Consider the following 21137-nt stretch of genomic DNA (forward strand, 5'->3'; position numbering starts at 1 on the left):
TCGCCGCCTGTTTCGGAGACGGCAGCGTGGCGATCCTGTCGCCGCGGTAGTCCGCTTGCGTAAAATTTAAAACGTTTGCAATTCCGCAAAAGCCGATTACAAGCGTTTTAACATTCGCGTTCGGGAGGAACGATTGCCGGCCCGCGTCACCACGCTGAAGGAGCTTGCCGCCAGCCTCGGCCTGTCGATCACGACAGTGTCGCGGGCGCTTGCCGGCCATCAGCAGATCGCGCTGAAGACGCGCGAGCGTGTCGCCCAGGCGGCGCGCCAGGCCGGCTACGTTCCCAACACCGCGGCGCGCACGCTGGTTTCCGGCCGCAGCGGCTTTGTCGGCCTGGTGCTGCCGATCCGCGGTCCCAACCTGGTCGATTCCTTCCTCGGCGAGTTCGTCACCGGGCTCGGCGAAGGCCTGGTGGCGCATGGCGCCGACCTCATCCTCGCCACGGCGGCGCAAGACCAGGCCGAGCTCGCGGTATTGCGCCATGTCGTCGAATCCGGGCGCGCCGACGGCGTCGTCATCACCCGGATCGCCGAGGTCGACGAGCGGCTCGCCTATCTGCGCCGGCGCGGCTTTCCCTTCGTCGCCCACGGTCGGCTGCTCGATAGCGACTTTGCCTATAACTGGCTCGACACTGACGGTGCGCACGCCTTCGGTGAAGCCTTCGACATGCTTTATGATCTCGGCCACCGCCATTTCGGCCTGGTGACGATTTCCGAGCCGATGACGTTCCGGCATTTGCGGCAGGATGGTCTCGCCGCCGCGATTGCCCGCCGCGGCGACCCGTCGGTGCGGCTCGATGTGGCGACCGCGCCGCGCTTCGATCGTGGCGCCCGCATTCAGGCTGTCAACCGGATGCTGCACGGGCCCGATCGGCCGACCGCGATCATCGCCCTGTTCGACGAGCTGGCGCTGACGGTGATGGAGGAGGCGGCACGCGCCGGCCTCAATGTGCCGCGCGACCTCTCCCTCATCGGCTTCGACAATGTCGTCGCCTCGGCCTATGCGCCGCCGGGCCTCACCACTTTCGACGCCTTGATCCGCCAATGCGCGCGCGAGATCGCCGACATGCTGCTCACCGTCATCGCCGACAAGCCGGCCGAGCCGCTGACCCGACTGATCCGGCCGACGCTGGTGCCAAGGGCAAGCCATGGACCCGCACCAAAAACGAGAAGCTGACGCCGGCATGACGGCGCCTACCCAGGGAGGAAGAGCATGAAGATCATGTTGAACAAACTGGCGGGTGCCGCGCTGGCGCTGTCGCTTGCCGTCGGGGGCGCCAGCGCCCAGCAGGTGCTGTTCTGGTCGACGCAGGCGCGCCCGGTCGAAGAGACGCAGAAGATGCGCGACGAGGTGCTGAAGGGCTTCGACGGCCAGGTCGACTATCAGGTCGCCGAGGACGGCCCCTGGCTCACTCGCCTGCAGGCCGAATTGCAGGCCGGTTCCGGAACCATCGGCCTGCTGGGTGGCCTGCATGGCGACTTCTCCACCGTCGGCGCCAGCCTTGTCGACCTGTCCGGCGTCGATGTCGCAGGGGCAAAGGTCAACGACGCCTACAAGAAGCTCGGCATGCTCGGCACCGGCGAACAAAAATACCTGCCATGGATGCAGGCCACCTATCTGATGGCGGCCAACAAGCAGGCGCTGCAATATCTGCCGCCGGGCGTCGATCTCAACACCATCACCTACGACCAGCTGATCGAATGGTCGAAGAACATCGCCGAAAAGACCGGCTCGCCGAAATTCGGCTTTCCGGCCGGTCCCAAGGGGTTGAAGCACCGCTTCTTCGAGGGCTTCCTCTATCCGTCCTACACCGGCTCGATGGTGACCAAGTTCCGCTCGGCCGAGGCAGAGACCGCGTGGAACAAGTTCAAGGAGCTTTGGCAGTACACCAACCCGAATTCGACCAACTACGCCTTCATGCAGGAGCCGCTGCTGTCGGGTGAAGTCTGGGTGGCCTTCGACCACGTTGCCCGCCTCGCCGATGCCTTCAACCAGAAGCCCGACGAGTTCGTCGCCTTCCCGGCGCCGGCCGGTCCCGCCGGCCGAGGCTTCATGCCGGTGGTGGCCGGCGTCGCCATTCCGAAGACCTCGCCCGACGTCGACAAGGCCAAAGCGCTGGTCGCCTATATGCTGAAGCCGGAAACGCAGATCGCGACGCTGAAGGCGACCAATTTCTTCCCTGTGGTCGATGTCAAGCTGCCCGACGACGTGCCAGCCTCGGTGAAGGCCTTCGCGCCGGTGATCGCCGCCATGACCAGCGCGCCGGATGCCCTGCCGGCGCTGCCGCCGATGGGACTCGGCGACGTCGGCGGCAAGTTCAACCAGGTCTACACCGACAGCTTCGAGCGCATCGTGCTCGGCGGCGAGGATGTGCATGGCGTGCTCGAAGAGCAGGCGGCCGCGCTCAAGGCGATCATCGACCAGGCCAAGGCGCCGTGCTGGGCACCCGACAAGCCGTCCGAAGGGGCCTGCCCGGTAGACTGACCGATCCTCCCGAGGGGGCGCCCGGAGTTTGTTGCGCTCCGGGCGCCCGGACCGCGAACCTTGACCGCAGCGCGCAAGGACAAACACCATGAACGGCAAGGCTCTGCCCTATCTGCTGCTGATGCCGGCGACGCTGTTCCTGTGCGTCTTCTTCCTCTATCCGTTTGTGCTCGTCGCATTGGAGGCGGTGACCCGCGACGGCGCCTTCACCCTCGACAATTTCCGCACCATGGCCGGCAGCTGGAAGTTTCCAGTCACCGTCCGCAACACGCTGCTGCTTGCGGCCATCGTCGTGCCGATCCAGCTCGCCATGGCGCTGTTGATGGCGAGCGTGGTGTCGCGCCTGGAGAGCGGGCGCAGTGCAGCACTTTACATCTTCGCCATCCCGCTCGGCATTTCCGACCTAGCCGCCGGCCTTATCTGGCTCGCTATCTTCGACCAGTCCGGCTTCCTCAACACACTGCTCTCCAGCCTTGGCATCGTAGACCGGCCGATCATGTTCCTCGGCTACCAGAGCAAGCTCACCATCTTCATCGCCGTCGTCCTGGCCGAGATCTGGCGCGCCACCGCGATCATGATGGTCATCCTGGTCGCCGGCATGGGGCTGATCCCCAAGGAATACTACGAGGCGGCGGAGGTGTTCGGCGCCGGCCCGTGGAAGCGCTTCGTCCGCATCACCCTGCCGCTGCTCCGCCCCAGCCTGCAGACGGCGATCATCCTGCGCGTCATCCTCGCCTTCGAGGTCTTCGCCGTGGTCGCGGCTCTTGGCGGAACGAACTTGCCGGTGCTGATGGGCGAAACCTACAACTGGCAGTTCACGCTGCAGGACCGCAACGTCGCCGCTGCGTCGGCGCTGCTCATCCTCGCCATCTCGATCGGCTTCACGCTGTTTTTCCTCAGAGTGCTGCGTGTGCCCAAGGAGGCGCGCATATGAGCGCCGTCGCCGAAGCGTCGGCCGTTCCGGTCGCCGATACGCGCAAGGCCGGCGGCTGGCTGCTCGTCGCCACCGTCATCCTGCTCTGCGTCTGGGTGCTGCTGCCGATCTACCTTTTGATCGTCAACGCGCTGTCGTCGCCGGAAGAGGTGACCGGCTTTCCCAAGCGCTTCTTCCCGTCCTTCGATGTCGGCAGCCTGTCCTTCTTCATCAACTTCGCCGGCGTCGCCAGGGCGCTGTGGAATTCGGTGCTCGTGGCCACGCTGACGATGATCCTGTCCATCGGCTTCGGCGCGCCGGCCGGCTACGCGCTGTCGCGTTTCGATTTTCCGGGCAAGGGCACGTTCCGTTTCCTGGTGCTGATGACCCGCGCCTTCCCGCTGCCGCTGCTTGCGCTGCCGCTGGCGGTGATGTTCATCCGCACCGGCCTCGACGACACCGCGATCGGCCTGGCGCTGGTGCATTCCACGCTGGCGCTGCCCTTCGCGGTGCTCATCACCTTCTCGCTGTTCTCGGGCATCCCGGTCGAGCTCGAGGAGGCGGCCTGGACGCTCGGCTGCACTAGGTTGGAGGCCTTTCGCAAGGTCATCCTGCCGCTCGCGCTGCCCGGCATTGCCGCCTCGGCTGTATTCGCCTTCACCATCTCGTGGAACGAAGTGTTCGCCGCCGCCGTGCTCACCATCGAGAACCGCACGCTGACCGCCTTCCTGCTGCAGAGCCTCGGCGAGTCACCGCTTTATCTCAAATTCGCCGGCGGCGCGGCGCTGGTCGTGCCGGCGCTGATCTTCATCTTCGCCGTCAGGAAATACCTGTTCGCCATGTGGGGGATCGCCAACCGATGACTGAGGGCAGGGAGAACGCGCATGGCTGAGATCGCCATCAAGGGGGTGGCCAAGCGCTTCGGCGGCTTCACCGCGCTGCACCAGGTCGACCTCAATATCGCCGACCAGGAATTCATGGTGCTGCTCGGCGCTTCCGGCTGCGGCAAGACCACGCTGCTCAGGATCGTCGCCGGGCTGGAAAGCCCGAGCCAGGGCGAGGTCTGGATCGGCGGCCGCCGGATCGACCATCTGCCGCCGCGCGACCGCGGCATCGCCATGGTGTTCCAGAACTATGCCGTCTTCCCGCATTTGACGGTGTTCGAAAACATCGCCTTCGGCCTGCGCATGAAGAAGCTGCCGCAGGCCGACGTCGAGCGCCGCGTCAACCGCACCGCCGAGCTGATGCATATCGAGCAGCTTTTGAAGCGCTATTCCGGCCAGCTGTCCGGCGGCCAGCGCCAGCGCGTCGCGGTCGCCCGCGCGCTGGCCATGGAACCGCATGTCATCCTGATGGACGAGCCGCTGTCGAACCTCGACGCGCTGCTGCGGCTGGAGATGCGCGCCGAGCTCAAGGGCGTGCTTGCCGCATCGAAGACCACCACAATCTACGTCACGCACGACCAGGTCGAGGCGATGAGCCTCGCCGACCGCATCGCCGTCATGCATCAGGGCCGCATCGTCCAGGCGGCGTCGCCGGTCGAGGTCTACCGCAATCCGGCCGCTCGCTTCGTCGGCTCCTTCATCGGCAACCCGCCGATGAATTTCCTGCCTGCGTCTAAGGCCGGGAATGGCAGCTGGAGCGTCGCAGGGCTGAAGTTGGCTGGTCCGAAAGCGGACCGGCAGAAAATCGAATTCGCCATCCGCCCTGAGGATGTCGACGCCGGCGACAAAGGCCTGCCCGCCACCGTGCGCGTCATCGAGCCGCTCGGACCGCACACGCTGGTCACCTGCGATGTCGAGGGCGGACTGTTCCGCGCCGTGCTGGAGTCCGGCGCCACGGTTGCCGTGGGCGACCGCCTGCGGCTCGCCCCCAAGCCGGACCGCATCCGCTGGTTCGATCCCGAAACGACAAATGCCCTCTGAAAGACCCGACGCCGCCATGACCGCATCCGCCGCCCAAGACATCATTGCCCGCGCCGTCGAGGTGCTGAGGGAAAACGACCACGGCGACTACACCATCCCGACGAAGGGCCTCTACCCGTTCCAGTGGAATTGGGATTCCTGCCTGACGGCGCTCGGCCTCGCCCATTACGACGAGGCTCGCGCCTGGACCGAGATCGAGACCTTGTTCGCGCATCAATGGCCCGACGGCATGGTGCCGCACATCGTCTTCCATGTCTGGAACGATGGCTATTTCCCCGGACCGGAGGTCTGGCGGACCGGCCGCCCCACCGCCACTTCCGGCATCACCCAGCCGGCCGTCGCCGGCTTTGCCGTGCGCCGTCTGTTCGTTCGGGCGCGCGACAAGAAACTTGCCGCGGAGCGGGCGCGGGGACTGCTTCCCAGGATCGACGCTTGGCACCGGTGGTTCTATGAGAACCGCGACCCCAAGGGTGAAGGGCTGGTCGCGATCATCCACCCCTGGGAGTCCGGCCGCGACAACTCCATCGACTGGGACGAAGCCTTCGAGCGCGTGCCGACCGAAGGCGTCGAGCCTTACACCCGCCGCGACGTCCTGCATGCCGACCCGGCGCACCGTCCGACCAAGGCGCAATACGACCGCTATCTCTGGCTGGTGCAGCATTTTCGCGGGTTGGACTGGGACAATGCCAGGCTGCACGACGCGTCGCCACTCCAGATCGTCGACCCCGGCTTCAACGCCATTCTGATTCGCGCCGCGGCCGACCTTGCCGATCTTGCCGAGGCGCTGGGCGAGACCGGGATTGCCGCCGCCAACCGCGCCCGCGCCGAAAAGGGCATTGCCGCGATGGGGCGGCTGTGGAGCGAGGCGCATGGCCAATACCTCTGCCTCGACCGCATCACCGGCAAGCTCGTCGACAGCGCCTCCGTCGGCGGCATCCTGCCGGCCTTCGCCGCCATCCCGGAGGCGCGCGCGGCCGCGATCGCCGCAACTGTCGAGCGCCTCGCCGGCAAGGCGCGCCACATCGTCCCTTCGCACGATCCCGACGATCCGCGCTTCGACGCCAAACGCTACTGGCGCGGCCCGGTCTGGCTGGTGGTGAACTACATGATCGCCGACGGCCTTCTCGCAGCCGGTCACGCCGAAGTCGCTCGGCGTATCACCCGTTCCAGTCTCGACCTGATCACCGAAAGCGGCTTTGCCGAATATTACGACCCGCTCACCGGAGAACCGCTCGGCGGCGGCCGCTTCACCTGGACAGCGGCGATGGTCATCGAGTTCTTGCGGGGGGCCTAATGCATGTCGCCCAAAGTGTGCAGCGGTGTTGGGAGAACGACATGCATCAAAACGAAGACTTAAAGCGCGTCGCCTGAATCCGTTTCAGCGCGACGCGCTTTAGGCCCGAATCTCTCGGACACGTATGCCGGCGTCTCTCAGAACGGCTTCTCGCCGGTCACCTCGAAGCGCTCGACCGCGCAATGCTCGGCAACCACCGCCAGCACGTCCGTCGAAGGCTCGACCGCGTCCGGCTGCTTCCACTGAACATTGAAGGAAAACACGAAGCGGTTGCGATCGGGATCGTGCTCCATGCCGACGAAGCGTGCGTCGTAGCCGAGCGGTCGTACCATGTCCCCGATGTCGGGCGGCGAACTCTTCGGCCATGAAACCGAAAGGACCGCCTTGTGGTTGCGCGGGATCTTGAGATCGACCCATTTCAACGCCTGCAGCGTCACCAGGGTCAGCACCGTCGCGATCGCGCCGAGGCCGAACTGGCCGCCGCCGAAGGCCAGCCCGATCATCGTCATGATCCACATCGTGGCGGCGGTGGTGACGCCGGTGACGAGATCGCCGCGCCTCAGGATGGCGCCGCCGCCGATGAAGCCGACGCCGGTGAGCACGCCGAGCGCGAAGCGCATCACATCCATGCGCACGAAGGAGTCCGGCCCCTTGCCGGACACATCGAGCAGCATGTTGGCCTGGACCATGGCGACGCAAGCCGCCAGCCCGACCAGGATGGTGGTCCGCAGCCCGGCGGAATGGCCGCGCGCCTCGCGGTTCAAGCCGATTAGGAAACCTGCGAGCAGTGTGAGCAACAGCCGGATGACGAGATCCGGCCAGGTCGGATGAAGCGGCATGTCGCAGCAAAGCGGCTCGTACATCCGTGACGGCGGCGCAGCAGCGCCCTCCATTGCATCTGGACTGTTCAACTTGGCTTGGCGCGGTTGGTTCCTTGGCGTGCCTGCCACCAACCAACAGCCGTCATCGGACGACGATGCTCAGCACCAGTGCCAGCACGACGATGCCGACCAGTCCGGCAATGAAGATGATGCGCCTTGCGCGCGTGCGCAGGATGATCTCGCCCTGTCGCGCGTCCTGTCCGGAAAAGACCGGACCTTCCTCGTCGCGATCCTTGCTCATGATCAGCTCCTTCCCAGCGGATGGGCACGGGAGGTGTCAGAACAGGAACCGATTTGCCGGCATGAAGTTCCGCCGGATTTGGCTCCCGCGACCGGGTTCAGCCGGTCGCGGGAGCTGATGGCTTAGCCGAATTTCGGGTCGAGGCTGCCCGACTTGTAGCGCTTGGCCATGTCCGCCAAGGGGATCGGCTTGATCTTCGGCGCGTTGCCGGCGGTGCCGAATTGCTCGAAACGCTCCTTGCAGAGCTTCTTCATCGCCGCCATGGCCGGCGTCAGATATTTGCGCGGATCGAACTCGGAAGGGTTTTCGGTCAGCACCTTGCGGATCGCGCCGGTCAGCGCCATGCGGTTGTCGGTGTCGATGTTGATCTTGCGCACGCCGTGCTTGATGCCGCGTTGGATCTCCTCGACCGGCACGCCCCAGGTCGGCTTCATCTGGCCGCCATATTTGTTGATGATCTCCTGCAATTCCTCCGGCACCGAGGACGAGCCGTGCATGACGAGATGCATATTGGGCAGGCGGCGGTGGATCTCCTCGATCACGTTCATCGCCAGCACCGCGCCGTCCGGCTTGCGCGAGAACTTGTAGGCGCCGTGGCTGGTGCCCATGGCGACGGCCAGCGCATCGACATGGGTGTCGCGCACGAACTGCTCGGCTTGCACCGGGTCGGTCAAAAGCTGGTCGTGGCTGATCGCGCCTTCGACGCCGTGGCCGTCTTCCTGCTCGCCGCCGCCGCTCTCCAGCGAGCCGAGCACGCCGATCTCGCCCTCCACCGAAACGCCGCCCCAATGCGCCATGTCGACGACGCGCCGGGTGATGCCGGAATTATAGGCGTAGTCGGCCGGCGACTTGCCGTCCTCCTTCAGCGAGCCGTCCATCATCACCGAGGTGAAGCCGTACTGGATCGCGGTGACGCAGGTGGCTTCGTTGTTGCCGTGGTCGAGATGCATGCAGACCGGGATGTCGGGGTGGATCTCGACCAGCGCGTCGATCAACTTGGCCAGCACCACGTCGTTGGCATAGGCACGCGCGCCGCGGCTGGCCTGCAGGATGACCGGCGACTTGGTCTCCTCGGCCGCCTCCATGATGGCGAGCCCCTGTTCCATATTGTTCATGTTGAAGGCAGGCACGCCATAGCCGTGTTCGGCGGCATGGTCGAGCAATTGTCTCAGTGTGATGCGAGCCACCCAATAGTCTCCCGTATCTGGTGTCGAGCCGTGTTCGAGGGCCGTCCGCTCGTCGGCCGGCCCCGGATGCTTCTGGCCGGAATCCGGCCGGACCGCAACAGCCCGCAGACTTGCACGGCGCAATTCTTGTTACAGCCTGTAGGAGGCGCGCGGGCGCTATTTCCGGCCGCCCTGCCTGGCCGCGAGCGACAGCCGCACGTCCTCTTCCGCTCCGTCCAGCAGGACGATCAGCGCCTTGCTGGTGGCGGCCGGGTCGCGCTTCTCGATGTTCTCGGCGATCTCCTGATGCAGCCTCAGCGAATGGCTCTGGCCTGCCGGATTGTCGTCCGAAAGCCGGAAGCTGATCACCAGCGCCGTTTCGATCAAGGCCGCCAGCGAGCCGATCAGCTCGTTTCCGGACATGTGCAGGATCGATTGATGGAAGGCGAGGTCCGGTATGGCGAAGCGTTCGCCGTCGTCGCCGGCCTTCTCCATCTCGTCGAGAATTGCCCACAGTTCGGCGATCTGCTCAGGCGTGGCACGCTCCGCCGCCAACGCCCCTGCCATCGGCTCGATGGCGCGGCGCAGCTCGAACAGGGAGCGCGCATCCTCAGCCGTCGCCCTCGGTCCGAACCGCCACATCAGCACGTCGGGATCGAGGAAATTCCAGTCCTTGCGCGGGCGCACGCGCGTTCCGGTCCGGGGGCGCATCTCCACCATGCCTTTGCCTGCCAGGACCTTGACCACCTCGCGCAGGCCGGTGCGGCTCGCGCCATAGGAGGCGCTCCAGTCGTCGCCGTTCGGCAACTGGTCGCCGGGCGTGAAGTCGCCGCTGACGATGCTCTGGCCGATCTCGTTGAGCAGTCTGCCGTGCAGCCCGGTATGCGACGAACCCGCCATGTACGGCGTCATCCGGAGGGTCCGCGGGCGGCCGGCATTAATCTTCATACTATTCCCATTATTCATATGATTGTCACGCGCTCCCCCTAGGAAGCACATCGTTGAACAAGCAGCCAGAGCCGATCGACAAAATACCGCGCAACAGCACCTGAAGAACCACAAAAATCCGGGTTCTGATATCGCCGGCGGAGCCTCCCGTCGTCGGTCGATGTCGTGCGCGCGCAATTGGTCGAGCGAGCCATACAACAGGAACGCGACAGAATGTCTTCGATGATTGACCGCGCCGGCCAGGCCGCCGCAAAGCAAACGGCCGTAGCTTTAATCCCCAAAGCCACGGCCTCCTGTCTCCTTATGTCGGGGGCTCTCGTCATGGCATCGGCGCCGGCTTTTGCCGTCGAACCGTGGATCATGGTCGAGAAGACCACCTTCACGGGCGACGCGATCACCTCCAAGCAGCAGGGCGTGACGACGGACGGAACGAACTGGTACTTCTCCGGCACCAACGTGCTGGAGCGCACCGACAAGAACTATAACCCCAGCCTGCGGGTCTCGCCGGCCATTCCCGGTGTCCTCAAGCTTCCGTCCCAATATTCCGACATCGGGCTCAACCATATCGGTGACATCGACTACGCCGACGGGCTTCTCTACATCTCGCTCGACTCCAGCCAGCGCGACCCGGTTACCGGCGGCAAATATGAAAACCCCGTCTTCGCCGTCTACCGCGCCAGCGACCTGAGCTTTACCGGCCAGGCCTTTGCGCTCAATCCGCCGCACGGCATCCACGACATCGCCAGCTGGGTGGCCGTCGATGCCAAGAACGGGCTCGGCTATGGAATGGCCTATGAAAACGCGACGGAAATAGCGGTCTACAATCTCGCCGACTGGAGCTTTAAGGAATACATCCCGCTGTCCCATACGATCGACCAGGCGCAGGGCGGCAAGCTGCTCGACGGCTGGATGTATTTTTCCACCGACAATGACGACAAGATCATCTACCGGGCGAATTTGAAGACCGGTGAAGTCGAGAATCTGGGCAACCTGAAGCTCGACCGCGAGCAGGAGGTCGAAGGTCTTTCCTTCAACATGACCAAGGACGGCTGGTCGATGTACATCCTCAACCGCGAAGCGCTGGAAGGAGACCCCGACCAGGAGGCCGTCGGCTTCTACCGCTATCTGCGGCCCTACGGAAACGCGCTTTCGGGCGAAGTGCATGCCGACATCATGGGCGCGCTCGTCGACGACAGCCGCTTCGCGCGGGATTCGGCAAACCGCCGGCTCCGCTCGGCCTTCGATGCGGACGACGTGTCCTTGACCACCGCCGCCATCGATGCCAGCGGCGTGCATGCCGCGCCCGCCACGGCCGACGGCATCGTGGTCTGGAGCGAAGCGCTCGCCATGACGGGCGACGTGAACGGCTCGGGCGATGCCGCCGGTTTCGATCGCAAGACGGCCGGCTTCGTCGGCGGCGCGGATATCCCGGTCGGAAGCTGGCGGCTGGGCCTGCTCGGCGGTTACAGCCGCACCACCTTCGATGTCGCGGACCGCGCCTCCTCCGGCTCAAGCGACAATTACGATCTCGGCCTCTATGCCGGCACGCAATGGGGCGCTCTCGGCTTCCGGGCCGGCGCGATCTACGGCTGGCACGACATCGACACAAGGCGCAATGTCGTCTTCCCGGCCTTCAGCGAACAGTTGTCGGCGGACTACAGGGCAGAGACGGCGCAAGCTTTCAGCGAGCTCGCCTACAAGTTCGATACAAGCCTGGGCGCTTTCGAACCCTTTGCCAATCTGGCCTATGTCCATTTGGACGCCAATGGCTTTGCCGAGAGTGGCGGCGCCACGTCGGCTTTGGCCAGCCAGGGAGCGTCGAGCGAAAACACCTTCTCGACGCTCGGCTTGCGCGCCTCGACCCGGTTCGGCACGGGCATGACCGCCTTGCATGGCATGCTGGGCTGGCAGCACGCCTATGGCGATGTTCAACCGGCGACGACGCTTACCTTCAACACCGGAGCATCCTTCGCCAGCGCCGGTGTGCCGATCGCCAGGGACGCGTTGGCGCTGGAGGCCGGTTTCGATGTGTTCCTATCGCCCAAGGCAACGCTCGGCGCGTCCTATTCCGGCCAGATCGCCAAGGACGCCCAAGGCCACACCTTCAAGATCAACTTCGATCTGAAGCTGTAAGCAGGATGGAACGCCGGGGCGGGATTCCCGCCCGGCACCCCTGTTTCAGGCGGCGATGCGTGCGCGCGCGGCGAGGATCTCGACGCAGGCTTTCGCCGCTTCCTTGCCCTTCACCTGAAAATGCTCGTGGAAGAAGCGGTGGTGCTCGGCGCTATCGTGAAAATTGTGTGGCGTGAGCACGGCCGAGAGCACCGGCACGCCGGTCGCAAGCTGCACATTCATCATGCCGTCGATAACGGCGCCGGCGACGAAGTCGTGCCGGTAGATGCCGCCATTGACGACAAAGGCGGTGCCGAGGATCGCGGCGTAGCGGCCGGTTTCGGCGAGCGTCTTGGCATGCAGCGGGATCTCGTAGGCGCCCGGCACGTCGAAGATCTCGACGGTGAAGCCGCCGAGCGCCGCAAGCTCCGCCTCGAAGGCCGTCACGCACTGGTCGACGATATCTGCGTGCCAGCGCGCCCGGATGACGGCGATGCGGCGGTATTGTTGGTCTTTGGGGAAATGCTGATTCATGGGTCCTTCCTTCCGTTTCGAACCAGAATCAGGACGCACGACGCAAAAACCGGCCCGCGTAAGCGGGCCGTCCTCACGTACGTTCTCTTCCATCCGGACTTTAACCGTCGGCTCCGGAATCGCACCGGATCTGCTGACCCTTCCGTTGCCGGAAGGCGCTCGCGGGCTTGAGCCGAAGCTCTTACCGCCGGTGGGGACTTTCACCCCGCCCTGAGAACTTAACGCGGTCTGTATGGAAGAGGAGAGGCGTGCTGTCAATTGGCGTCGATGGTTAGCCAATCTCCCCCTTGTGGGGGAGATGCCCGGCAGGGCAGAGGGGGGCGCGAAGGATCACGACGTTGCAGGATCAATTCCTCGCCCCCACGCAGGTGGGAGAGAGGTGGCTCGGCGAAGCCGAGACGGAGAGGGGGAAAGCCGCGCCCTACGAAGGGCCCCCTCTCCGTCCGATTCGCGGACACCTCTCCCCCGCCTTTGGCGGGGGAGAGGAACCCAAGCATTGATACGCTGGCGGGACAGCGCCCCCCTCTGTCCTGCCGGACATCTCCCCCACAAGGGGGGAGATCAGCTAATTACCCCCGCTCTGGAAACATCGCTTTCAGTCCCTCGCGAGAAGCCTTGGCCACGCCGCGCTCGGTGATCAGGCCGGTGACCAGCCGCGCCGGCGTCACGTCGAAGGCGGGGTTTGCCGCCGGCGTCGCGTCGGGCGAGACACGCACCTGCGCGACCTTGCCGTCGGCCGTCTTGCCCCAGACCAGCGAAACCTCGTCGCCGGAGCGCTCCTCGATCGGGATCTCGGCGAGCCCGTCGGCTACCGTCCAGTCGATGGTGGGCGAGGGGAGCGCGACATAGAAGGGCACGTCGTTGTCGGCGGCGGCTAAAGCCTTGAGATAGGTGCCGATCTTGTTGCAGACGTCGCCATTGGCCGTCGTGCGGTCGGTGCCGACGATCACCATGTCGATGTCGCCATGCTGCATCAGATGGCCGCCGGCATTGTCGACGATCAGCGTGTGCGGTACGCCGTGGCCGGCCATCTCCCAGGCGGTGAGCTGGGCGCCCTGGTTGCGCGGCCTCGTCTCGTCGACATAGACATGCACCGGAATGCCGGCCTCGGTCGCCAGATAGATCGGCGCGGTGGCGGTGCCGTAGTCGACCGTCGCCAGCCAGCCTGCATTGCAATGGGTGAGGATGTTGACGGTCTCGCCTGGCTTTTTGCGTGCCGCGATCTGTTTGATGATCGCAAGCCCGTTCTCGCCGATGGCGCGGTTCAGCCCGACATCCTCGTCGGCGATCTCGGCCGCCCGCCGGTAGGCCGCCCCGGCGCGCTGTTCCGGCGCGAGCGGTTTCAAGAAACGCCGCATCTCGTCCAGCGCCCAGCGCAGGTTGATCGCGGTCGGCCGCGTCTTGTGCAGCGTCTCCCATACGGCGTCGAGCGCTTCGTCCGAGGCATCGTCGGTCATCTGGATGGCAACGCCGTAGGCGGCGGTGACGCCGATCAGCGGCGCGCCGCGCACCCACATGTCGCGGATCGCGGTGGCGATGCCGGCGACGGTTCCAATCTTTTCGATGCGGAACTCATGCGGCAGCCAGCGCTGGTCGATGATCTCGACCGAACGCTTGTCGTCGCTCAGCCAGATGGTGCGGTAGTGGCGCTCGCCGACGTTCAAATTCTGCTCTCCTGTTCAATCAGCGCGGCCAGAGTGTTGACCTCGTCGATGCTGTGGATCTGGCGCCGATTGACGGCGATGTGGCGGCCGAAGCGCAAAGCCTTGGCCTCACATCTGGCGCGCAGGTCGGCATCGGCAATGGTCTCGAAATCGGCATTGTGGGCGAGGCCGAGGATGCGCCGGTGCACCTCGATGCCGGCAAAGCCGAGCAGGTCGGTCCAGATGCCGGAGAGCACGTGGTCGAGCGCCTGTTCGGCCGCGAGCCGGTCGCCCTGATCCTCGAACAGGCTTCTGTGGTAGAGCATGCCGGTGCGCTCGGTGCGCCACAGTTGCGAGAACTCGGCGCGGAAGATAGCCCAGGTCTCGGCCGTGACGTTCAGCAGGTAAGCGCGCATCGAGTCGCGGCTGCCGTTCTCCTCGTGGCCGCGCTGCGAGAAGAAGGCCATCCAGAAATTGGCGAGCAGCATGCCGACATCGAAAGCGATCGGGCCGTAGAAGGCGAATTCCGGATCGATCATCCGGGTCTCGGTGTCGGTCACCATGATCGAGCCCGAATGCAGGTCGCCATGCAGCAGCGTCTCGGCATTTGCGGCAAAGAGGTGCTTCAGCCGCTGCGCCTCGACCTTGAGGTCGCGGTCGGCGCGCAGTTCGGCCACCAGGCCGTCGAGCTGCGGGCTGGTGTGCCGGTTCATCTCGGCATCGAAATAGGGATCGGAAAACACCAGGTTCTCGGTGATGTCGCAGAGCTCGACATTGTCGGCGAACAGCGCGAGGTCGGCCTTGCGCTCCTTTGTCACCATAGACAGGTCCGAGCCGCGGAACAGAGTTCGGGCCATGAACAGGCCGATGTCGCGCGCGATGTTCGGCAGTTCACGGCCGTCGATAAGCGCGCGCCGCAGGATGATGTGCGGCGGCGCCAGATACTCCATGACGATGAGCGCCTGGCCCTCGTCGAAATGGTAGATCGCCGGCACCGAGCCGGGCGCTCGGCGCTCTTGCCTTGTCAGCGCATGATATTCGAAGAAAGAGCGCTTCAGCGGCAGCGGCCAGCTGTCGCCGACCAGCCGCACATAGGGCAGCGCCTGCTTCACCACCGCCGCGCCCTTGTCGCCTTCGACGATGAAGACGAGGTTCAAATTGCCGTCGCCGACCTCGCGTACTTTCCAGCGGCTCGCATCCTTGCCGATGCGCTCGCTCAGCGCCGCGTTCTCGCCAAGGCGCTTCGGCAGCGTCTCCACCGACAATGCTTCGAACGGCTTCGTCCCGGTCATTCTCTCCCCTCCTGCTCGTGGTCTCCAACGATAGCGGAGCCACGGCGGCGGGGCCAAGCTAGGAAGCGCTCTGGCAAATGTCAATCGTGTTGACAATTGCCGATGTAGCCCATAGCGTCACAGGTCAGGGAGGAACGAATGGGCGCAGATGCCGTGTTCCGTGTGGAGGGCCTGAGGAAATCCTTTGGCCAGAACGAGGTGCTTGGCGGCATCTCGCTCGAACTGCATTCGGGCGAGGTGACGGTGCTGATGGGCGCCAACGGCGCCGGCAAATCCACCCTGGTCAAGATCATCAGCGGCGTCTACGAGCGCAGCGGCGGCACGATGCGGCTCGCCGGCATGGCCTTTAACCCGCAGACCCCCGCCGAAGCGATCCGCGCCGGCGTCGTCACCGTGCATCAGAACATCAATGATGGCGTGGTGGGCGATCTCGACGTCGCTACCAATCTGACGCTGGATAGGCTGAGCGGCAAAGGCGCCACGGTTTTGTTCAAGCCGAGCAACGTCCGCGCCGAAGCCAGGGCCGTCGCCGACCGCATGGGCCTGGCGCTCGACCTCAGGGCGCGTGTCGCCGACCTCTCGCTCGCCGACCGGCAGATGGTGGCGATTGCGCGGGCCATGGCGCACCGGCCGAAAGTGCTGATCCTCGACGAGCCGACCTCCTCGCTGTCGAGCGCCGAGGCCGACAGGCTGTTTTCGTTGATCGACCGGCTGCGCGGGCATGGGGTCGCCATCCTCTACATCTCGCACCGCATGTCCGACATCAGGCGGCTGGCCGACCGCATCGTCTCGATGCGCGACGGCGTCATTTCCGGCGTCTTCGACCAGAAGCCGCTCGACTATGAGGGCGCTGTCAACGCCATGCTCGGCCGCAAAATCCTGCTCGACCGGGTCGTCGCGAGAAGCTCGGCGCGCGCGGTCTTCGCCGCCGAAGGCCTGCAACTTGCGCAAGGTGCGAAACCGATCTCGATGACGCTCGGCGCCGGGGAGGTGGTGGCGGTCACCGGCCTCGTCGGCGTCGGCAAGACAGCGCTTGCCGAAACCTTGTTCGGCGTGCGCAGGCCGCTCGCCGGCACCATGCATATGGACGGCAAGCCCTATGCTCCGCGATCGGCGCGCGAGGCGATCGCCGCCGGGGTCTTCCTTGTCGCCAAGGATCGGGCGATGAGCGGCATCGTCGGCGGCTTCAACATCGAGCGCAACATCAGCCTGCCGTTCCTCAGGCGCATGTCGGGCTTCGGCGTCATGAAGAAGCGCGCAGAAAGGGCTGCCGCGCGCCGCCAGATCGACGAGCTCGGCATCGTCTGCCGCTCCGAGAAGGACGAGCTCTCGGCGTTGTCGGGCGGCAACCAGCAGAAAGTGATGGTGGCGCGCTGGATGTCGCAGGCCTCGCGCCTGTTCATCCTCGACGAGCCGTTCCAGGGCGTCGACATCTCGGCAAGGCGCGACATCGCAGCCAAGCTGAGGGCAAGCGCCGACGGCCGCGCCACGCTCATCTTCGTCACCGAGCTCGACGAGGCGCTGGAGACCGCCGACCGCATCCTGGTGATGTCGGAACAGACGATCGTCGGCGAGCACAGGAACGCCGACATCGACCTCGACCGGCTGCTGGCGGAAGTGGCCGGCGGGCCGCTCACCAGCGCGGCGTGAGGTTCGGATGACGAGATTTGGAGTGCAGGCATGAGTTCCAGTTTGGCGGAGAGGGCAACAGCGCGGGAGCGTTCGATGACATTGCGCGACTATGCCATCCGCTATGGTTTCATCGTCCTGCTTGTCGGGTTGATCGCCTATTTCGCGATCGCCGCCGACGGCTTCGCCTCGCCGCAAAGCGCGGTCTTCATCTTCCAGTCGGTGGCGATTACCGGCGTGCTGGCGCTCGGCGTCACTGCGACGCTGGTTGTCGGCGGCTTCGACCTGTCGATCGGCTCGGTCGCCACCAGCGCCATGATGGCGGCGTCCTACGCCATGGTGGTGCTGGAGCAGAACGCCATCGTCGCCGTCATCGCCTGCCTGTTCATCGGCGTGGTCGTCGGTCTGATCAACGGCTGGCTGATCGTCTATATGCGCGTGCCCGACCTGCTGGCGACGCTCGGCATGATGTTTTTGCTGCTCGGCCTGCAGCGCATCCCGACCGAGGGCCGCTCGATCGCCACCGGCATGACCATGCCCGACGGCTCGGTCGCCAACGGCAAGTTCAGCGAGGCGTTTTTGGCGCTTGGCCGCCACCGCATCGATTTCTTCATCCCGAGCCTGATCCCAGTCTCCGTGGTGGTGCTGGTCGTGCTCGCGGTGCTGATCTGGTTCTTTCTCGAATACACCCGCTTCGGCCGCATGATGTATGCGGTCGGGTCGAACGAACGCGCAGCCGAACTCGCCGGCGCGCCTGTCAAGGCATACAAGATCTGGGCCTACGTCATTTCGGGAGTTTTTGCCTCGATCGGCGGGATTTTGCTCGCCGCCCGGCTTGGACGCGGCGACATCGCCTCGGGTAATAATCTCTTGCTCGACGCTGTCGCCGCGGCGCTCATCGGCTACGCGGTGCTCGGCGCCGCCAAGCCCAACGCCTTCGGCACGGCCGTCGGCGCGGTGTTCGTCGGCGTCCTGCTGCAAGGCCTGACGATGATGAACGCCCCTTACTACACGCAGGATTTCGTCAAGGGCGCGGTTCTCGTCGTCGCCCTTGTCTTCACCTTCGCCCTTTCCGGCAGGGGCAAGAGATAGTTTCGACCGGGGCATTGATGAGAACACAACGGAGGAAAAAGTGAGCATCACAAGAAGACTTTTGGGGAAGGCGGCACTTGGCCTTGCGGGCGCTGCGCTACTGATGCAGGGCACCGCGTTGGCGGCAGACCGTCCGGCGCCGTTCGACAAGCCTGGCGTCAAGATCGCGCTGGTGCGGTACCTTTCGACCGGTGACTTCTTCCAGGCCTATCTGTCCGGCGTCGAAGCGCAGGCCAAGGCGCTCGGCGTCGACCTGCGCGTGCTGGACAGCCGCCAGGACGCGGCGCTTCAGGCCGACATGGTCGACCAGGCCATCGCGCTCGGCGTGCAGGGCATCATCATCCAGCACGGCCTGACGGAATCGATGAAGGACGCCGCCCAGCGCGCGGTCGACGCCGGCATCAAGGTCGTCGCCTTCGACGTCAATGTCGAAAACCCGAAGATCCCGCAGATCGAGCAGTCGGATCGCGACCTTGCGCGCCTCGCGCTCGAGCAGGCGGTGACCGACAATGGCGACAGCTGGAAGGCCGGCTATGTCTATGTCGCCGGCATCGCCCCTCTCGATCGCCGCAACGAGACCTGGGTGGACGTCAAGAAGAAGCATTCGGGCATCAGCGAGGTCGCCATGTTCGGCACGCTCGACAACCCGATCGCCAACTCGGTCGCCAACCAGGCGCGCTCGGTGCTGCAGGCGCATCCCGACATCAAGGTGATGTTCGCCCCCTATGACGAGTTCGCCAAGGGCGTGAAGATCGCCGTCGACGAGGCTGGCCTGAACAAGGGCATCAAGATCTACTCGGCCGACATCTCGACCTCGGACATCGCCGCGATGCGCGAACCGGACAGCGCCTGGGCTGCCACCGCGGCCACCAACCCGGCTGTCGTCGGCCAGGTCTCGGTGCGCGCGCTGGCGCAGCTGCTCGCCGGCGAGGATCCCGGCCACAACGTCATCGTGCCGCCGACGCTGATCACCCAGAAGGAGCTCATCGACAAGGATATCAAGAACATGGAGGACCTGTCGGCCAAGCTGCCGCAGTTCGCCCATGCCGATGTCGCGATGCCCGCCTGGATGCCGAACCCGAACGCCAAGTAGCGCTCGGCTATCCGCTAAGGAAAGAGCGGCTCTCGGCCGCTCTTTCTGTTTCTTGCGCCTATCAGGTCGACCGGGCCGCGCGCGCCAGCCCATGCGCTACCAGTCGGTCGATGACCTCCGGATAGCTGACGCCGCTTGCCGCCATGGCCTTGGCGTACATGCTGATGTCGGTGAAACCGGGGATGGTGTTGAGCTCGTTGATCAGGAACGTCATGTCCGGCTTCACGAAGAAGTCGACGCGGGCCATGCCATCGCAGCCCAGCGCGCGAAACGCGTTCGCCGCCGTCTCGCGGATTTCGCCTTCGATCTGTTCGGGCAGCTCGGCGGGTACCTTGAGTGCTGCTCCATCCTTGTCGATGTATTTGGCGTCGTAGCTGTAGAAGCCGTGGCTTTCGGCGGGCACGATCTCGCCGGGATGGGAGACGAAGAGGCCGCCTGCCACGTCCTCCAGGACGCTGCATTCGATCTCGCGGCCGCGGATGAATTCCTCCGCCAGCAGCTTGCCGTCGTGCTTGAAACCCTCGGCGAGCGCTGCCTGGTAGTCCTTTGCGTCGGAGACCTTGCTAACGCCGACGGAGGAGCCTTGCCGCGCCGGCTTGATGAACACCGGAAGCCCGAGCGCCTGCTCGACCTCCGCGAAGGCAGGCGTGGCCTCGGGCAGGATCGTGACGGACCGCGCAACCGGCAGGCCGGCCGCCTTCAGCAGCCGCTTGGCGATATCCTTGTCGAGGGCGGTGGCCGAACCGAGAATGCCGCAGCCGGCGAGCGGCACGCGCGCCACTTCCGCCAGTCCCTGCGCGGCGCCGTCCTCGCCATGGAGGCCGTGCAGGACGGGAAACAGGATGTCGATTGCAGGCAGTTCATGAGGCGGCCCGTCGGCTGGGACGGCCAGCATTCGTCCATGCCCGCCCGGCACCAGACAGACCTCCGCGCCGCTCGACGGTTTCGCCAACGCGCCGTCCTCGAAACGGCTGAGCAGCCATTGTCCCTCACGGGTGACGAAGATCGGAACGGCATCGTATTTCGCCGGCTCCAGCGCGAGCATGACATTGGTCGCTGACAGCACCGACACGTCGTGCTCGGCGGAGCGCCCGCCAAAGAGCACACCGATACGCAGTCTTTTCGTAGCCATCGATATCTCCTCGATGATCAGGACTGGAAGCCGACGGCGATGCCGCGCCGGGCGAAAAAGCGGTCGAAGGCCGCCAGCGGCAGTGTGACATTCGCCTGGCTCTCCCGGTCGTGGCCGGACGGGTTGTGGAAGCGGATTTCGTTCGGCGAGGCTGCAGTCACCAGCACCAGATGCCCGCCCTTCGATGGCGGCTCGCGCTCGGGCCAGCGAATCCCGGGATTCACCGAGGCGATGAAGTAGCGCCACCTGGAGAGAAGTCCGGGAACCATGGCCATGTCGACATTCGTCATCGTCTCGGCGGAAAGGCTGAAACGTTCGCGGGCGAACCTGACGAAGGGCTCGTAGATCAGCCCTTTGATCGACCCGTCGATCTCGCTGACGACATAGCCGCCATAGGCCGTGCAGGCGCGGGCGAGCTCGAGCGTCGGATGGATTTCGCCGCGCGCTGCCAGGATCATCTTCAGGCAGGCCATGCCGCAGACATTGACAGCCCAGCGGGCATAGTCCTCGACCGTGTCCGCGCCCGAGTTGCGCCAAAGCGGATCGCGATAGAGTGCCGACGACCCCTCCGCCAAAAGCGGCAAAGTCATGCCGGGCGATTCCCACTGGCTGAAATAGGGCACTTCCTTGGGTTGCATGCCGACTCCAGTCTTGCGTCTCGCATATGAGACACAAGGCCCCCTTAAAGTTGTTTGAGCAATAAGCGAAGGATTGGAGCTGGATTTTGACCAGTTGGTGCAGTTTTCCAGGACAAGGT

19 protein-coding genes and 1 riboswitch are annotated in these 21137 nt (G+C 65.1%); of the genes, 10 read left to right on the forward strand and 9 right to left on the reverse strand.

Annotated elements, in window-relative coordinates:
- The first annotated feature begins 133 nt into the window (after nucleotides 1-133).
- The 6 genes from AC4FWB_RS06890 (at nucleotide 134) to AC4FWB_RS06915 (ending at nucleotide 6617) form a co-directional block, all read left to right on the forward strand.
- Complete coding sequence (locus tag AC4FWB_RS06890) at nucleotides 134-1177, forward strand: LacI family DNA-binding transcriptional regulator (RefSeq protein WP_491025144.1); 1044 nt, start codon at nucleotides 134-136, stop codon at nucleotides 1175-1177.
- A 36-nt stretch (nucleotides 1178-1213) separates the two neighbouring features.
- Complete coding sequence (locus tag AC4FWB_RS06895; protein ID WP_491025146.1) at nucleotides 1214-2485, forward strand: ABC transporter substrate-binding protein; 1272 nt, start codon at nucleotides 1214-1216, stop codon at nucleotides 2483-2485.
- A gap of 88 nt (nucleotides 2486-2573) precedes the next feature.
- Nucleotides 2574-3419, forward strand: a complete 846-nt coding sequence (locus tag AC4FWB_RS06900; protein WP_491025148.1) for a carbohydrate ABC transporter permease — start codon at nucleotides 2574-2576, stop codon at nucleotides 3417-3419.
- On the forward strand, nucleotides 3416-4261 hold the full coding sequence (locus AC4FWB_RS06905; RefSeq protein WP_491025150.1) for a carbohydrate ABC transporter permease: 846 nt from the start codon (nucleotides 3416-3418) through the stop codon (nucleotides 4259-4261). The genes AC4FWB_RS06900 and AC4FWB_RS06905 overlap by 4 nt, the downstream gene beginning before the upstream one ends.
- Before the next feature lie 21 nt (nucleotides 4262-4282).
- Complete coding sequence (locus AC4FWB_RS06910) at nucleotides 4283-5323, forward strand: ABC transporter ATP-binding protein (protein WP_491025152.1); 1041 nt, start codon at nucleotides 4283-4285, stop codon at nucleotides 5321-5323.
- 16 nt (nucleotides 5324-5339) lie between these two features.
- Entirely contained in the window at nucleotides 5340-6617 is a 1278-nt protein-coding gene (locus AC4FWB_RS06915) for an MGH1-like glycoside hydrolase domain-containing protein (RefSeq protein WP_491025154.1), read from the forward strand.
- 137 nt (nucleotides 6618-6754) lie between these two features.
- Here AC4FWB_RS06915 and AC4FWB_RS06920 read toward each other — a convergent pair whose 3' ends face one another.
- The 4 genes from AC4FWB_RS06920 to AC4FWB_RS06935 form a co-directional block, all read right to left on the reverse strand.
- The gene (locus tag AC4FWB_RS06920; RefSeq protein WP_491025156.1) at nucleotides 6755-7456 is read right to left on the reverse strand and encodes an MgtC/SapB family protein; all 702 of its coding nucleotides are present in this window, start codon (nucleotides 7454-7456) and stop codon (nucleotides 6755-6757) included.
- Between the two features lie 124 nt (nucleotides 7457-7580).
- On the reverse strand, nucleotides 7581-7739 hold the full coding sequence (locus tag AC4FWB_RS06925) for a peptide ABC transporter permease (protein ID WP_320223223.1): 159 nt from the start codon (nucleotides 7737-7739) through the stop codon (nucleotides 7581-7583).
- A gap of 122 nt (nucleotides 7740-7861) precedes the next feature.
- A complete protein-coding gene (gene fba, locus AC4FWB_RS06930) occupies nucleotides 7862-8926 on the reverse strand; it encodes a class II fructose-bisphosphate aldolase (protein WP_041005077.1) in 1065 nt (354 codons plus the stop codon).
- A 156-nt stretch (nucleotides 8927-9082) separates the two neighbouring features.
- Nucleotides 9083-9805 carry a FadR/GntR family transcriptional regulator gene (locus AC4FWB_RS06935; protein ID WP_491025159.1) on the reverse strand — a complete coding sequence of 241 codons (723 nt, stop codon included), beginning with the start codon at nucleotides 9803-9805 and terminating at the stop codon, nucleotides 9083-9085.
- Between the two features lie 369 nt (nucleotides 9806-10174).
- Here AC4FWB_RS06935 and AC4FWB_RS06940 point away from each other — a divergent pair, with 369 nt between their 5' ends.
- Nucleotides 10175-11986 (forward strand): autotransporter outer membrane beta-barrel domain-containing protein, encoded by a 1812-nt coding sequence (locus AC4FWB_RS06940; RefSeq protein WP_491025161.1) that lies wholly within the window; start codon nucleotides 10175-10177, stop codon nucleotides 11984-11986.
- A gap of 45 nt (nucleotides 11987-12031) precedes the next feature.
- On the opposite strand, the gene AC4FWB_RS06945 is transcribed toward AC4FWB_RS06940, so the two are convergent.
- The 3 genes from AC4FWB_RS06945 to mtnK all read right to left on the reverse strand — a co-directional run bounded on the left by AC4FWB_RS06945 (nucleotide 12032) and on the right by mtnK (nucleotide 15434).
- On the reverse strand, nucleotides 12032-12499 hold the full coding sequence (locus AC4FWB_RS06945; protein WP_491025163.1) for a 6,7-dimethyl-8-ribityllumazine synthase: 468 nt from the start codon (nucleotides 12497-12499) through the stop codon (nucleotides 12032-12034).
- Between the two features lie 77 nt (nucleotides 12500-12576).
- A riboswitch (FMN riboswitch) is annotated at nucleotides 12577-12721 on the reverse strand.
- Between the two features lie 347 nt (nucleotides 12722-13068).
- Nucleotides 13069-14163 carry an S-methyl-5-thioribose-1-phosphate isomerase gene (gene mtnA / locus AC4FWB_RS06950; protein WP_491025165.1) on the reverse strand — a complete coding sequence of 365 codons (1095 nt, stop codon included), beginning with the start codon at nucleotides 14161-14163 and terminating at the stop codon, nucleotides 13069-13071.
- On the reverse strand, nucleotides 14160-15434 hold the full coding sequence (gene mtnK / locus AC4FWB_RS06955) for an S-methyl-5-thioribose kinase (RefSeq protein ID WP_491025167.1): 1275 nt from the start codon (nucleotides 15432-15434) through the stop codon (nucleotides 14160-14162). Before mtnK ends, mtnA begins: the two co-directional genes overlap by 4 nt.
- A gap of 138 nt (nucleotides 15435-15572) precedes the next feature.
- Here mtnK and AC4FWB_RS06960 point away from each other — a divergent pair, with 138 nt between their 5' ends.
- The 3 genes from AC4FWB_RS06960 (at nucleotide 15573) to AC4FWB_RS06970 (ending at nucleotide 19248) form a co-directional block, all read left to right on the forward strand.
- A complete protein-coding gene (locus AC4FWB_RS06960) occupies nucleotides 15573-17084 on the forward strand; it encodes a sugar ABC transporter ATP-binding protein (protein ID WP_491025169.1) in 1512 nt (503 codons plus the stop codon).
- A 75-nt stretch (nucleotides 17085-17159) separates the two neighbouring features.
- Complete coding sequence (locus AC4FWB_RS06965) at nucleotides 17160-18155, forward strand: ABC transporter permease (protein ID WP_491025170.1); 996 nt, start codon at nucleotides 17160-17162, stop codon at nucleotides 18153-18155.
- Nucleotides 18156-18195: 40 nt separating this feature from the next.
- On the forward strand, nucleotides 18196-19248 hold the full coding sequence (locus AC4FWB_RS06970; protein WP_491025172.1) for a substrate-binding domain-containing protein: 1053 nt from the start codon (nucleotides 18196-18198) through the stop codon (nucleotides 19246-19248).
- 61 nt (nucleotides 19249-19309) lie between these two features.
- On the opposite strand, the gene AC4FWB_RS06975 is transcribed toward AC4FWB_RS06970, so the two are convergent.
- Both AC4FWB_RS06975 and AC4FWB_RS06980 read right to left on the reverse strand, forming a co-directional pair.
- Nucleotides 19310-20380: a D-alanine--D-alanine ligase family protein gene (locus AC4FWB_RS06975; protein ID WP_491025174.1), complete on the reverse strand. Its 1071-nt coding sequence runs from the start codon at nucleotides 20378-20380 to the stop codon at nucleotides 19310-19312.
- 17 nt (nucleotides 20381-20397) lie between these two features.
- Nucleotides 20398-21018, reverse strand: a complete 621-nt coding sequence (locus AC4FWB_RS06980; RefSeq protein WP_491025176.1) for a hypothetical protein — start codon at nucleotides 21016-21018, stop codon at nucleotides 20398-20400.
- Nucleotides 21019-21137 lie beyond the last annotated feature (119 nt).

It is taken from the genome of Mesorhizobium sp. LEGMi-168a, assembly GCF_058312955.1.